General features: G+C 58.2%; 9 protein-coding genes and 1 pseudogene. 1 reads left to right on the plus strand and 9 read right to left on the minus strand.

Annotated elements, in window-relative coordinates; all coding sequences use genetic code 11:
- Positions 1-799 precede the first annotated feature (799 nt).
- The 5 genes from AM571_RS21840 to AM571_RS21860 form a co-directional block, all read right to left on the minus strand.
- Complete coding sequence (locus AM571_RS21840) at positions 800-3,649, minus strand: hypothetical protein (RefSeq protein WP_155774508.1); 2,850 nt, start codon at positions 3,647-3,649, stop codon at positions 800-802.
- Between the two features lie 538 nt (positions 3,650-4,187).
- The gene (locus tag AM571_RS21845; protein WP_074063583.1) at positions 4,188-5,000 is read right to left on the minus strand and encodes a carbohydrate ABC transporter permease; all 813 of its coding nucleotides are present in this window, start codon (positions 4,998-5,000) and stop codon (positions 4,188-4,190) included.
- Positions 5,000-5,887, minus strand: coding sequence for a carbohydrate ABC transporter permease (locus AM571_RS21850; RefSeq protein WP_237358578.1), 888 nt, complete (start codon positions 5,885-5,887; stop codon positions 5,000-5,002). The genes AM571_RS21845 and AM571_RS21850 overlap by 1 nt, the downstream gene beginning before the upstream one ends.
- A 51-nt stretch (positions 5,888-5,938) precedes the next feature.
- The gene (locus AM571_RS21855) at positions 5,939-7,249 is read right to left on the minus strand and encodes an ABC transporter substrate-binding protein (RefSeq protein WP_081377181.1); all 1,311 of its coding nucleotides are present in this window, start codon (positions 7,247-7,249) and stop codon (positions 5,939-5,941) included.
- A 197-nt stretch (positions 7,250-7,446) separates the two neighbouring features.
- Complete coding sequence (locus AM571_RS21860) at positions 7,447-8,559, minus strand: ROK family transcriptional regulator (RefSeq protein WP_155774509.1); 1,113 nt, start codon at positions 8,557-8,559, stop codon at positions 7,447-7,449.
- Positions 8,560-8,678: 119 nt separating this feature from the next.
- On the opposite strand from AM571_RS21860, the gene AM571_RS21865 reads away from it, so the two are divergent.
- Positions 8,679-9,845 (plus strand): SGNH/GDSL hydrolase family protein, encoded by a 1,167-nt coding sequence (locus tag AM571_RS21865; RefSeq protein WP_155774510.1) that lies wholly within the window; start codon positions 8,679-8,681, stop codon positions 9,843-9,845.
- A 217-nt stretch (positions 9,846-10,062) separates the two neighbouring features.
- Here the strand turns inward: AM571_RS21865 and AM571_RS36445 are convergent.
- The 4 genes and pseudogenes from AM571_RS36445 to AM571_RS21885 form a co-directional block, all read right to left on the minus strand.
- Positions 10,063-10,161, minus strand: a pseudogene (locus AM571_RS36445) (IS5/IS1182 family transposase); the annotation flags it as partial.
- A gap of 1,463 nt (positions 10,162-11,624) precedes the next feature.
- The gene (locus AM571_RS21875) at positions 11,625-12,419 is read right to left on the minus strand and encodes a hypothetical protein (protein ID WP_155774512.1); all 795 of its coding nucleotides are present in this window, start codon (positions 12,417-12,419) and stop codon (positions 11,625-11,627) included.
- Positions 12,420-13,157: 738 nt separating this feature from the next.
- Positions 13,158-13,970 (minus strand): carbohydrate ABC transporter permease, encoded by an 813-nt coding sequence (locus tag AM571_RS21880; protein ID WP_074063583.1) that lies wholly within the window; start codon positions 13,968-13,970, stop codon positions 13,158-13,160.
- A complete protein-coding gene (locus AM571_RS21885; protein WP_237358579.1) occupies positions 13,970-14,857 on the minus strand; it encodes a carbohydrate ABC transporter permease in 888 nt (295 codons plus the stop codon). The genes AM571_RS21880 and AM571_RS21885 overlap by 1 nt, the downstream gene beginning before the upstream one ends.
- Positions 14,858-14,902 lie beyond the last annotated feature (45 nt).

Below are 14,902 nucleotides of genomic sequence, written 5' to 3' on the forward strand. Positions count from 1 at the left end.
AACGGTAGACGCTGCCGTCCTCCGCGAAGCCCCTACCGCACATTGTGAACCGGTATTTCGGGGGGTAATGCTATGGAAAGGTGTGGGAGGAAAAAGGGGAGGAATGTAAGGGATGAATGGCTGCTTATATAGACCTTTCGGGCCGTCGCCGGCGTCCGTGATGACGTGGCCTCTTGCGCTGCTGCCTGAAATGCCGCGCCGCCTGAAACGGTGGCTGATCCACCCGCCTGCATAAACGAGGCTTGGCTGGTCTTGGCGAGCACTTATGGCCTATGAAAGGTCACCGGATAAGGGGCTGTGGGCGTTACGAGCGGCATGACGGTCATGAGAACAGGATGGTGGATCAGGCTGTCAGATAAAGTGCAGAACACCACAGCTGAGGATCCGCATCGATCGACGACGTCCGGCGGTTTGCCGAAAACGCATGCTTCAGGCCCATCCCGAGCGATCCTTCCTGACGCGGAGGCTATCATGGCAGTGGAGGCCGGAATGGCTGCCATCTTTTCACTGGTCACGGAAAGGCAAGGATATCGTCGGGAACAAGGTCTATTCGTTGACTACGCGGGCAAACGATTGTCCCGAACTAACAATGGATTACAGCGCGATGTAACCGGTTTAAAGAGCGCGATCGAAATCAAAACGACAAAGGAAATCCTCCGCGTCCGCCACCTGTATCCCCTGTCTCGATCCAGTCGGTGCATTCAACACAGGTCTTCTTTAGAGAATGCGGCAAAACTAAACGATAGACAAAGCTCAGTTGCAATTCCTCCGCCAAGACAAGACTTTGAACATAAAAAAACTAAGCCTCCTCATGCTCGGGATCTGTGATGGGGATCTTGTTCTTGAACAGCCATGGAGCGAGCCGAAGCACCCTTGGATCCTCGATGTCGTAGCGCAATCCGCCAAGCATCATGAACAAAGTGACTGAGACGTAGAAAGTCGCGAACTGCGAGCCGCCGACAAGGTTGCGGACGATGGCGCTGTCGCTGCTATCATAGACCCTGAACCAAAATTGTGTCGTTTCTCTGTGAAGACCCAGGGCCGTTGCCAGAGGGATCCTCACCCTCATCCAGTGCTCCACAGTGCCAAGATCTTGTCGCATGCGGTTGAGGGCCTTCAATGCGGTGTTGCGGGCTGAGCCTTCCATCTCCAGATGGTCGAACTCCTGACCGAACAGATACCTGTCTGTGTAATAGCTCAGGGCTGCGGAGCTCCATAGACCGACAACAAGGCGGGCCAGCTCCGATGATAGTCTGGTAGGCACGTTTGCGTCAGATGACACGCCAGGGATCAAACCCATTGTGTAGCCGATGATATGGCCTCCAACGGCGGCCTGAGGTAGCTGTTGCGCAAATCGGTATGGGTATTGCAACGGGCGGACACGTTGAAGTTGTCCTCCAGACGTCATCGCCAGATGATCGACGATCGTATCAAGGGCGGGCATGCACATGGTGAAGAGTAGCACGCCGGCGATTTCAGGTCCGAGATCGGCAGTACGGCCTCCATCGTTCGAATGAGCGTAGCGGATGCTCTGCCAGAAAACCATGAGGCCCAATCCGATCCTGAGGGGATCGCTGAGCAAAAGCCAGCACAGAGCCTTGATCTTCTTGGCCTGCGATGGAAAGAGGCGCAGAGCTATGCCCATGGCGCGGTATGCGGCTGCTCGCTGTTCAGGTGAGCCGGTGAGGGATGGTTCGACTACGTCATCAAGATTTTCCGTCGAACCTGGCTCAACAATTTCCACAAGCGTTTCCAACCTGGAGACAAAAGCTTCGCCGCCCGACTGCCGGGACGATCGCTGTGCCTGAGCAACGAGGGCACGGGCAGCTTCCTCTCCGTAGGTCTCAGTGACCTGCTGCGTAACAGCTTCATCCAACGCGCGGAAAATCTCGTCCCCGGCTTTGAGTATTTCATCGTCGGTCAGCAGAGGCGTCTTCTCCATCTCTCTCAGGGCATTGTCGATCAAATCTGCGATCTCGTGCTTTTCGCTATCCGGTAGAGATGCAAGCCGGCCGATTTTGAAGGATTTGGTCGGGGCTTCCTGTCGGGGGCTGCTCAGAGGCGGCGCGAAGTCCCGAATGCTAACTGAAGCCATCATATCCTCCACGGTTTCCAGGTCGTCAGCCATGTTCTCCAGGTGGTGGGTAACGGCCCAGGCGATCTGTACGTAAAAGGCTCGAGCATCCGGGTCGGGGTGGGATGTCGTGAAGTTATCGTACATGTTCGCCCAGCTCGGCAAGTCCGAGGTAAGCTGTCGGTTCAGGTTTTCATCCGCCCAGATTTTGGTGATATGATCGCGAACGAGCTTGGGGGTGACTTGCTCGAACACATCCGCGTCATCATACTCGTTGATGCGCGCGTTGCGCTTCTTGGCGAGGTAGAAGCCGTCGCCGTTGTCAACGAGCACGTCGATCAATTTCTTGGCGGAAACGAAGCGGTTTTCAGGGGCCTTGAACTTGTCCGGCAGTGCACAGGCAAGCAACCTGACTGCATTGGTAACGCACGAATGCATGCCCAGATGCGAGCCATAGGAGAGAAGATTTCCACCTTCAATGGACGTTCTCGAAAGCGTTTCAAGCTGCTTGAAGACCGACATGGCATAGACATCGCCCTCGTGCGTCGTAATGGCCTCCGTAGGATGGGTGTGGACACCGATCTCGCAGTCGGGTTCGGTGTTCACCGCTTCCAGCTTGTTGCGCGCGAGGTATTCCGCCAGGGTGGCAGCCCATTTGTCGCGTGGCAGAACCAGCATGACATTGTCCGGGCCGAGTGCACGGGTTCCCGGCGGGCCGCAGAAGGCTTTCGAGAGATCGCTATCGGGAGCCGGAGGGTCAAGGTTGTCGCAGCCCGTGAGTTGCTGGATGATCGCCCTGGCATTTTTCCATTTTTCGTCGTTGGGGAGGGTGAGCACAAGAGACAAAGCTAAGGGGGGGCCATCCTCCTCGTTGTCAGGTGTAACGATGACTTCAACATGGGAGCCGGCGACAGATCCATCTTTCAGGTGATGAGCCTGGTAAAGGACGGAAATGGTACAGCCGCCCTTGGCTTTGACATTGTCGCGAACTGCAGCAACACCTGCGGGCGTCAATACCGGGGAACTCAGCAATAGCTGCTTGAATGTATCGGTCAAGACCATGGCGGGCGTATGATTGAGCCCGATTTTGATACCCGTGATATCCTTGTACCTGTCGGAAGCAAACATGACATCAATGGCCTTACCACAGCGCTCGGCGAGGTTCAGCCCCACATTGCTGGCTTCGATGAGGCCGAGCGTAGCGGAACCTGGAGCGTGCTCGGCGCAGAACGTTATGAGGGCCTTGGGATCGGCCGCGATGTTCTCGATCATGGCGCGGAGCTTTGAAAAATCGACACCCGCATGGATCATCTCGCCGACGCACTGGGCGGACTGAAGCGGGCGCGTGTCGGCCATGCTTGCGGTAGAAACAAATTGAACTGTCAAGAATATCGGAAAACTGTCTGGTCCTGAAAGTTGTGTGAACGAGAAAGCTTGGTGTGTTGAGGGAGGAAGAAGAGGGGAGGAGGGTTGGGTACTTATGCTTCTACGGCCCTTTGCAATGCGAAGCTGTCGCTCCGGTTTCGGAGATTTTTGGGCATGGGAAGCGATAATCTGTCCGTGCTGACGCGTCACCGTTTTCGTCCTGCGCGGCTGGCGGCCTTCGATTGGTCATGAAGTGTTTTCGATTGCTGACGTGGCTTTCGCGTGAGCAGGTTTCTGCGACAAGAGAAATTGGGATCGGCGGTCTGGGCCATGCCTGCGCGCGATCATTCGTCAATTGCCTCCAAGCCCCGCTTTATGCTGAGACGCCAAGGGCGGCTGAAAGAGGGGTAGGCTCGTATTCGCAAAGAGCGGCAGTCCCATGCGCTTTTGATTGGACGCCACCGGCGGCTCCGAAAAATATCGTGATACGCCAAGACTTTTCTGGACGCCGAGAGTTTTTGTCCGGATCGAGTTTAGCCTGAAATAGGGTTTGCAGGATATAGGTCGTTGTAAAGTGCGTTCGTAAAAGTGTCTGTTCGTGCGTGTGTACAAAACTTGGTTTGTAAGAATGTGCGTTCGTGGATCCCCGCCACCAGCGGCAGGACCGCCATCTGGGTGCCGTGACCTGAGACAGCGGGCCGCGCCGGGCGGCATCTCGCATGGGCCCGAAGGCTTCCCCGAAAACTCGCTATCCCTTGACGCTTCCGGCGGCCATGCCGCGCACGACCGTGCCCTGGACCAGCATGCCGAGGATGATCATCGGCAGCATGATGAGGGTGGCGGCGGCCGTCAGCGCGCCCCACTCGATGCCTTGGAAAGTGAGGAAGGAGGTGATGGTGACGGGCAGCGTCTGCGTATTGCGGCCGGAGAGCACGAGCGCGATGAAGAACTCGTTCCAGGTGAACAGCACGCACAGGATGAAGGTCGCCACCAGCCCGCCGCGCACGACCGGCAGGACGATGTGCCAGAAGACCCGCAGCTCGCTTGCGCCATCCATCAGCCCCGCCTCGCGCATTTCCTTCGGTACCTCCTCGAAGAAGGTGACGAGCAGCGAGATGGCGAAGGGGATATTGATGAACGCATAGATCGCGATCAGTAGCCCATGGGAATTGAGCAAGCCCAGGCGCATCGAGAGATAGTAGGTCGGGATGACGAACAGGATCACCGGTGCGATGCGCAGCGACAAGACGAAGCCTTCAAGCGAGCGCCGGCGTTCCGGCCCCTGCTGGACGATCCCGTAGGCCGCAAAGGCGGCGATCGCGATCGCCAGCACGCTCGCCGTGATAGAGATGATCATGCTATTGGCGAAGCCCTTAATGAAGGCGGGGTTTGTCAGCACCTTGCCGTAATTTTCCAGCGTCGGTGCAAACAGCCAGACCGGCGGCATGGCGAAGGCGTCGCGCAGCGTCTTCAGCGAGGTCGTGACCACCCAGTAGAGCGGAAACAGCGTCACGAACAGGATCAGCGCGAGGATGAGGTAGAAAAGGATCTTCTTCAACATCACCGCACTCCCTTCGGCATGGCGAAACGATTGAGCAGCATCAGCGCGATATTCGTCACGATGGTGAGGAAGAGCGCGATCGTCATCGCATAGGAAATGTCGAAATTGGTGAAGGCGACAGTGTAGCCGTAGAGGTTCTGCGTCTCGGTGGAGAGCGCCGGTCCGCCCTTGGTCATGATGTAGAAGAGGTCGAAGGCCTTGACGCTGTCGATGGCACGGATGAGCGCGGCGACCGCGAGCGTCCGGCGCAGCATCGGCAGTATGACGTGCCAGATGATGCGCACCTCGCTGGCGCCATCCATGCGCGCCGCCTCGACCAGGTCCTTCGGGATGGTCTCGAGCGTCGACATGGCGAGCAGCACGACGAAGGGAGTCCACTGCCAGATGTCGGCGACGAGGACGGCATAAAGCGCCACGTTCGGATTGCCGAGCCAGTCGACCGGCGCGACGCCGATGGTGGACAGCCAGTAGTTGATCATGCCCGACTGGGCATTGAAGAGGAAGCGCCAGGTCAGGCCGGCGATGACAGGCGTCATGATCATCGGCACGAGGATAACGGCGCGGACGAATTTCTTTCCTCGGAATTCTTGGTCGAGAAACAGCGCGATCGCGATGCCGAGAATGACTTCGAACGATGTCGCGAGAACGATGAACAGGACCGTGCGCCAAAGAGCCTGGAGACCGCGCCAGTCAGTTGCGAGGCGCACGAAATTCTGGAAGCCGACGAACTGCGTACCCTTCGTGGTCATCAGCGAAATATTGTGCAGGCAGAGCCAGATCGCATAGCCGAGCAGCGCGAATGCGGCCAGCGCCAGGAACCCGACGACGGGCTGGTAGAACATGCGTGCGTGATTGCGGGAAATATGGTGCATTCCATGCCTCTTCATGTGAAAGCTCCCGCCGCGCCTGGGAGGGTGCGCGACGGGAAGCGCGCGCCCCTATCGCGTCAGGGCGGCGTTATTCAGCTCGTTGGCTTCCTTGAGGGCATCGGCTGCCGATGCGGTTCCTGCAAGCACCTTGGAGACGGCAATACCGGTATTGTTCACGATCTCGTTGGCCCGGGGCACCGTCGGGATGTACTGCGGATTACCCCCGGCGAGCGATGCGAGCATCGCTTTCTTGAACGCGCCGTAGCGCTTGTCGAAAGCCGGGCTGTTCATCGCGGCGACCGAGGTTACGCCGGAATTCGGGTCCGTATCGAGGGAATTGATCTGCTGCTTCTTGGATGTCGCCCATGAGATGAAGAGCCAGGCTGCCTCCTGCTGCTGCGAGGCGGAAGCGATATTGAGGCCGAAGACTGCCAGTGAGGACGAGCCGCCCTTTGGACTGTCGGTCTGCACCGGAACCGGCGCATAGCCGACCTTGCCGACGACCGTGGAGACGGAGGGATCCTCGTTGAAGGCGCCGTTGACGGTCGCGTCGAGCGTCATCGCGGCCTTGCCCTGCTGGAACAGGAGGCGGTTTTCCTCCCAGCCCATGTTGGCGACGCCGACGGGCCCGTATTCGCGAAGAACATGCGCGAACTTGTCCAGCGCGGTCGCCGCTTCCGGTGTGTCGAGCGCGGATTTTCCGTCATCGGTCAGGAACGAGCCGCCCATGCCCCAGAGATAGGACGCCCAGATATAGACACCCTGGATACCCTGCTGGCCGCGCATGGTGATGCCGACGATCCGGCCGTTCGACTTCTCCTTGACCGTCTTCGCGGCGGCCTCAATCTCGTCGAACGTCTTCGGAACGGCAATGCCGTACTGCTCGAACAAGTCCTTGCGGTACATCAGGAACGAGCTTTCGCCGAACAGCGGCAGGCCGTAGAGCTTGCCATCGACTGTATTGGGCGTCAGGTAGCCGGGAACGAAGTCGGCTTTGTCGTAGAACTCGCCGTATCTGGTCGCGAGGTCGTCCAGCGGGACGATGTAATCGGCGTCGACGAAGCCCTTGACGTGGATCGAGCTTGCCTCAACGACATCGTAGCGACCGGAGCCGGCCGAGAATTCCAGCATCATCTTCGGCACGGAATCGGCCTCGGGAACGACCTCGAGATCGACATCGATGCCGGTGGCCGCGGTGAAATCGGGCAGCGCCTTGCGCACGGCGTCCGTTGTCGGGTGACCGACCATGAGCACCGACAGCCGAGCGCCGGCAAACGGCTTGTCCTGTCCGACGGCGATATCCGCCCAGGTGGTGACCGTTGCGAACGCCGCAGCCATGGCGATGCAAATGCTCCTTGATGCAGAGCCTGTCCTTGTCATTGTTTCTCCTCCGTTTGACCGAGCTTTGGCCGGGCAGATCACCCTAAGCTCACAACAACTCTCCTCCGGCCATCCTCGCGGCTATTTGTTCCGGTTCGGAATGGAATGTCAATAAGTAAATCACTCTGAATTAATTTATCATCGCCAAGGCAGCGTCGTTCTCCGTCGCTCGCTGCGGTGGGAAACGGACGGAACCGCTACTCGCCGGGATAGTACCGGTCGAGCAGCGGCAGGCAGGCGGCGCCCATGGCAATGGATTTCCGGGTCATCGATCCCTCGCGTGCGACAATCTCGGCGGCGCCAGGAAAGTCCAGCTTGGCAATGGCTGAACGCAGCTTGGCCATTACCAGGCGCAGCGTATGTGCAGGTAGGGGCCCATCCACGATCACCGTCTGGCAGGGCATCAACGCTGCGCAGTTGGCGATGGCATAGGCGATGCCTTCGGCCAGCTGACCGATCGAATTGGCGTCGCCGCTGCTTCCAAGCGCCAAGTTATTCAAGGACGCCGGTCGGGCCTTGCCGCTCGGGACGAGCAGCTTGCCAAGGTTCGGGCCGGTATCGCCGCGGGAAAAGCGAATGCGCCTGTCCTGCACAAGTCCGCCGCCGACGGTGTCGGCGAGAAACACATAGAGGAAATCCGGCGTGGTCGGTCCGAGGCCATAGATGAGCTCGGCGCTGCAGGCCGCAAGCGCATCCGTGGAGACGCTCACTGGCAGGTCCAGGGAGCGTCCGACTTCCTGAAAACATGTTTCTATTTCGTCCCACGTCACCGCTGATCTGTCGCCGCTGAGGCTGCCGCTTGCGATGGAGACGCCGATCGCCTGGAAGCGGGCGCGCTGATCGCGATCGCATTCCTCCCGGATACGGCTTGCGGCTTCATGCAAGCATTTCGCGACGTGCTCGCGATCGGGGTCGTCCACCTGCTGGACAGTTTCGGACATGACCTCGCCGATGAAATTGACATGCGCCGTGCGGATCTCGTGCTTGTCGACATGAACACCGAGGAACGATGCGCCGGTGGGATTGAGGCTGAGCGGAACATAGGGCTGGCCGACCTTGCCCCTGACCGGGGTGCCGGCAAGAAGCAGGCCAGCGTCGATCAGGCTGCGCGAAATGACAGAGGCGGTCTGGGCGGCGAGCCCCGACAGTTCCGCAAGCTGCGCCTTGGACAAAGAGCCGTGCGTACGGATGAGCGACAGGACGAGGCGTTCGTTACCGGCGCGCAGCGCCACGTGATTCGTGCCGGCGCGATTTCTTTCCGTGAACTGCACGCCGCGAAGCACGGTTGTTCCTGGGATATGTCCGGTCAATGTCTGGCAGCCTTCCTGTCGAAGGGGGGCATATTTAATTCACACTGTTTTATTTATTGACGGGGAGAAAGGTCAAGCTTACCCATAGGCGCTTTCGAGGCTTTTGGGGAGGATAATTCGTGGATACACGCTGGATCGCATCGTGGAGTGCCGCTCCGATGAACGCCTGGGGACCCGATGCGCCGCTTTCCGGCTTCTACGGGCAAACGGTGCGCGAAGTGGCCCGCGTGAGCATCGGCGGATCTGGGATCGTCGTAAGGCTGACCAACGAATATGGCAAGACGCCGATCCGGCTCGACGCGGTGACGCTTGCACACGCGGCGGAGCATGGCGGCATCCAGCCGCTGACGAGCCGGCCGCTGACCTTCGGCGGCAGCCGGGCCACGGTGATCCATCCCGGCGCCTCGGTCATCAGCGATCCCGTGGACATGGAGGTGCGCTCCTTCGCCCGGCTCGCCGTCAGCTATTACAGCGAAGGCCTCGTGCCGGTGGAGACGCACCATTTCGAGGCGCAGCAGACGGCCTTCATCTCCGTTCCCGGCGATTTCGCTGCGGCCGGCGAGATGATCGTCCAGCAGACGACGACCAGCCATTACCTCCTGTCGGCTATCCACGTTCAGGCGCGCGCCGATGCCCGGGCCGTGGCCTGCTTCGGTGATTCCATCATCGACGGCTACGGGTCCACGATCGACACGGACCGGCGCTGGCCCGATGTCTTCGCCGAGCGGCTTGCGGGACTGGACGGGGGCGGCGAGATCGCCGTCATCAACCAGGGCATCGGCGGCAACCGGCTGCTGCACAGCTGCCGCGGCTCCCGCGCGGTCAGGCGCTTCGATCGCGACGTGCTCGGCTATGCTGGGGTCAGCCATCTCATCATCCTGATCGGCATCAACGATATAGTCTGGCCCAACACGGTGCTTGCCGGCGGAAACGAGGCCGTCGGCGCCGGCGAGATGATCGCCGCCTACCAGCAGCTGATTGCGCGCGCGCGGCTTTCGGGGCTGAAAACGATGCTCTGCACGCTCCTGCCCTTCGAGGGCACGAACCCGGAATTCCCGAAGGGCGGCTATTACACGAGTGCCAAGGAGCGCATCCGCCAACAGGTCAACCATTATATCCGCAACGACGCCGATGCCGACGCCACCATGGATTTCGACGCCTTGATGCGCGATCCCGCCCGACCGACACGGCTGAAACCAGACTACGACTGCGGCGACCATATCCACCCGAACGACGCCGGCTACCGCGCCATGGCGGAGGCGATCGACCTGTCGTTCCTGGATTAACCGGCTTGCCGGTTACGAGGGCGAAACCATCGCTATCGTAACCGGTCTTCGGCGTTTCGATGGCAGGATAAAGACGACTGTAGTTATCTTCCAGCTTTTTCGGCTTCGCCTTCCCGTCGCTTCGCTCGAGGGAGTGCAGGCACACGGCTTTCCGAAAAAGCTTTCGATAACTACAGTCGTCTTTATCGGTGCTGAATTAGGTTCGGAACTCGTTAAGTCAGAGCCAGAAGATAACGATTGCTGCGATGCATAAGCTTGAGAAGAAGGCATGAGCGCAGCGGTCGTATCGGGTGTGAATTCGCCGCCAGTCCTTCAGGCCGGAGGAATGGTCCCGAGATCATGCCGCGGCTGACATGCAACCCCTGGCTTGACTACACGGGTCACTCCCAGGCCGCATGATGCACAGCTTAGCGCCCGTAAGCTGACGTGCTATGTCAGCTGAGCGATTTATCGGCGGCCACCACTATTAAATGGATACCTCCGCCTCGTCTCGCCGAAATCTTTGCCAGTACATCGCATCGTTTCATCAACTTTCACAATGTCCGTGGATCGTTACGAAGCCAATACTTCCAGGCCGCGTGATCCGCCTGTCACAATCGAAAACTCTCCAACTGAAGTTAATTCCGCTGAGGATGCGGCAGAGACTGTATCCCAACTCAACAGTCCGACCAGGTCGCCAACGCCCTCCATCCGCACGGAGAATGACGATCAAGATAATCCCTTTCATCCTCGCTATACCGGGCCGCCCCTGTCCGCCTCCCATGCAGCATATCGAGAATGGCACGCTGGACAAGAAACTCGTCATCATCACTATCTCGATCAGTGGCCCGATGCGATGTACACGGGTTTTCCTGCCGCAGGTTCTCTAATTTCTGAGGCGCCATGCACCTATTGCGTGGCTGCAGGCCTCGGATACTGCCAATTCGCACGAAGGTTGACGGTTCGTCATCCGCCGCCGCCTTCCAGAGCCGACGAGCAGGATCCGCGTGCGCAGCAAGTGAACGCCCAAATTGCGGTTTACGGCAACAACACGACCATTGTTTATGGGGCAGATCGGCCGCCAAACACTACAACGCGACCTAACGCTGACAGGCAGAGGCTGCCTGTGACCAGAGACGACGACGAGGATCTTTGCTACCCGGAGGAGGATGCCGGGGGACTATTCTCGTGCCTTTTCGGATAGAAGCATTTGAAATCGTGGTTCAAAGGTCTCAGGCGTATTAAACGCTTCCGTTATGGTAGATGGTTGAGCGTATTTAATTCAGTACAGAAGAAGAAGTTAGTTATCCAGTAAAACCCTATTGGGAACCCACCGCAGGACACAGTGATGTTATTCAGCGATTGCCAAGGACACACGGGTCTCAATGTTTTCGGTTCCATATTTGAATGATCATCTTATCACTGGTGCCCTGAGAGTACCTAGTGCGACCACAGAAGTGTCACAATAACGCGCTCACTACGATGGCTCCCGTGCGGACACTATGCACTATGCATAAGTGGATTTCTTCGCAATCGCGGCTGCGAAGATTTGGCTCCTGCAATTCGCCAACATGACACAGGTGATAGAAGCGCGTGTATTTATTCTATCCTAAACGCACGTTGGTTTTCTTGAAATCAAATAATCAAAAATCCCTGTTGAAGGGTATGAACAAAATCCAGCTCGTGAAAACAATAACAGAACAACGTCCCGAGTTGATCGGGCGTTGGAACAATCCAAAAAAATAAATCCTGTCAAACGTGGCTCTCTCCATAGCCGTTTTGCCTAGTACATTGTACCGGTTAGTCGGTGATGGCTCCCTTGTTGTCTGTGACATATGCCGGCCACCATTGGTGATACCAGTACCTCAATGTCATCAAAGATAGTAAGTTCTCCGGCAGCCTCTCGCTGGTTACGAGCAGGTCATAGTTGCCCGGATCAATGAGGGGGTCGTTTGGTTTTCCGGCCTCATCCTGCACAACGATCACAACTCCTTGCATAGCCTTGACTGAGTTGATCAAGGCGGTATCGATACCTTCGAAGCACAGGAGAACAACCAAGTGTTCAGTGCTACCGTTTGTGAAGCCACGGTTCTTCCACTCTTCCTCCCATTTTTCTTTCGTTGTGCGATTATTTCCGGTGATCGGTTTGCCCTCTTCAAACCAGTTCGTTGGCATCTCATGGCAACCGATAATGGGAGGTGCGTCTGCGTCAACGATGTTTAGGGGCGTCCCCACAATGTCACAGGCCTCGACAAATACCATGCTGAAGTTGGGGACGTTTTGGATGGGATAATAGCTCCTTGAACGACGGTACAGTGGCTTGTCTTCTTCTCGAAGTGGCCTGTGATAGTCGGCCATGAGAAAAAGGTAGGTTGCTGCGGCGAACGCTTTTGCGAGCGAAGGTGGCATGGTCTCGATCCAAAGGCCGTCCACGCCGAGTTCCGCAAGCGCCGCCTTGTATTTTCCTTCGTTGATAGGGATGACTGGCATGATGGGTGATGCGATGAGATGTGCTGGACTGAAAACTCTTATTTGCCAGTGGATGAGGGTGTAATGGATCGCGGATTGAACTGCTTTTGAACCCATTTTATACACGGCGAGCACCACTTTATAGCAATTAGCCCACTCCCTTCATCGCTGGCACAGTTTTCTAACAGGCCATCCAGTTTTGCGTCACGATTACGAAAATCAGGCCACGATGCGAGCCTGGATGCCGTCATATCCGAGAGGGAGGAAGCAAGTGTTACACGCTCTACCAATCAGGGCATGACAACTGTCGATGCCAATCCGGGCGCTGAAGCGCGGGTTGCACATGGTCCGCAAATTCATATCAATGACGTGGCCCAGCTTGCTGACGTGGCTTTCGCGTGAGCAGGTTTCTGCGACAAGAGAAATTGGGATCGGCGGTCTGGGCCATGCCTGCGCGCGATCATTCGTCAATTGCCTCCAAGCCCCGCTTTATGCTGAGACGCCAAGGGCGGCTGAAAGAGGGGTAGGCTCGTATTCGCAAAGAGCGGCAGTCCCATGCGCTTTTGATTGGACGCCACCGGCGGCTCCGAAAAATATCGTGATACGCCAAGACTTTTCTGGACGCCGAGAGTTTTTGTCCGGATCGAGTTTAGCCTGAAATAGGGTTTGCAGGATATAGGTCGTTGTAAAGTGCGTTCGTAAAAGTGTCTGTTCGTGCGTGTGTACAAAACTTGGTTTGTAAGAATGTGCGTTCGTGGATCCCCGCCACCAGCGGCAGGACCGCCATCTGGGTGCCGTGACCTGAGACAGCGGGCCGCGCCGGGCGGCATCTCGCATGGGCCCGAAGGCTTCCCCGAAAACTCGCTATCCCTTGACGCTTCCGGCGGCCATGCCGCGCACGACCGTGCCCTGGACCAGCATGCCGAGGATGATCATCGGCAGCATGATGAGGGTGGCGGCGGCCGTCAGCGCGCCCCACTCGATGCCTTGGAAAGTGAGGAAGGAGGTGATGGTGACGGGCAGCGTCTGCGTATTGCGGCCGGAGAGCACGAGCGCGATGAAGAACTCGTTCCAGGTGAACAGCACGCACAGGATGAAGGTCGCCACCAGCCCGCCGCGCACGACCGGCAGGACGATGTGCCAGAAGACCCGCAGCTCGCTTGCGCCATCCATCAGCCCCGCCTCGCGCATTTCCTTCGGTACCTCCTCGAAGAAGGTGACGAGCAGCGAGATGGCGAAGGGGATATTGATGAACGCATAGATCGCGATCAGTAGCCCATGGGAATTGAGCAAGCCCAGGCGCATCGAGAGATAGTAGGTCGGGATGACGAACAGGATCACCGGTGCGATGCGCAGCGACAAGACGAAGCCTTCAAGCGAGCGCCGGCGTTCCGGCCCCTGCTGGACGATCCCGTAGGCCGCAAAGGCGGCGATCGCGATCGCCAGCACGCTCGCCGTGATAGAGATGATCATGCTATTGGCGAAGCCCTTAATGAAGGCGGGGTTTGTCAGCACCTTGCCGTAATTTTCCAGCGTCGGTGCAAACAGCCAGACCGGCGGCATGGCGAAGGCGTCGCGCAGCGTCTTCAGCGAGGTCGTGACCACCCAGTAGAGCGGAAACAGCGTCACGAACAGGATCAGCGCGAGGATGAGGTAGAAAAGGATCTTCTTCAACATCACCGCACTCCCTTCGGCATGGCGAAACGATTGAGCAGCATCAGCGCGATATTCGTCACGATGGTGAGGAAGAGCGCGATCGTCATCGCATAGGAAATGTCGAAATTGGTGAAGGCGACAGTGTAGCCGTAGAGGTTCTGCGTCTCGGTGGAGAGCGCCGGTCCGCCCTTGGTCATGATGTAGAAGAGGTCGAAGGCCTTGACGCTGTCGATGGCACGGATGAGCGCGGCGACCGCGAGCGTCCGGCGCAGCATCGGCAGTATGACGTGCCAGATGATGCGCACCTCGCTGGCGCCATCCATGCGCGCCGCCTCGACCAGGTCCTTCGGGATGGTCTCGAGCGTCGACATGGCGAGCAGCACGACGAAGGGAGTCCACTGCCAGATGTCGGCGACGAGGACGGCATAAAGCGCCACGTTCGGATTGCCGAGCCAGTCGACCGGCGCGACGCCGATGGTGGACAGCCAGTAGTTGATCATGCCCGACTGGGCATTGAAGAGGAAGCGCCAGGTCAGGCCGGCGATGACAGGCGTCATGATCATCGGCACGAGGATAACGGCGCGGACGAATTTCTTTCCTCGGAATTCTTGGTCGAGAAACAGCGCGATCGCGATGCCGAGAATGACTTCGAACGATGTCGCGAGAACGACGAACAGGACCGTGCGCCAAAGAGCCTGGAGACCGCGCCAGTCAGTTGCGAGGCGCACGAAATTCTGGAAGCCGACGAACTGCGTACCCTTCGTGGTCATCAGCGAAATATTGTGCAGGCAGAGCCAGATCGCATAGCCGAGCAGCGCGAATGCGGCCAGCGCCAGGAACCCGACGACGGGCTGGTAGAACATGCGTGCGTGATTGCGGGAAATATGGTGCATTCCATGCCTCTTCATGTGAAAGCTCCCGCCGCGCCTGGGAGGGTGCGCGACGGGAAGCGC

It is taken from the genome of Rhizobium etli 8C-3, from assembly GCF_001908375.1.
In the GTDB taxonomy this organism is placed as follows: Bacteria; Pseudomonadota; Alphaproteobacteria; order Rhizobiales; family Rhizobiaceae; genus Rhizobium; species Rhizobium etli_B.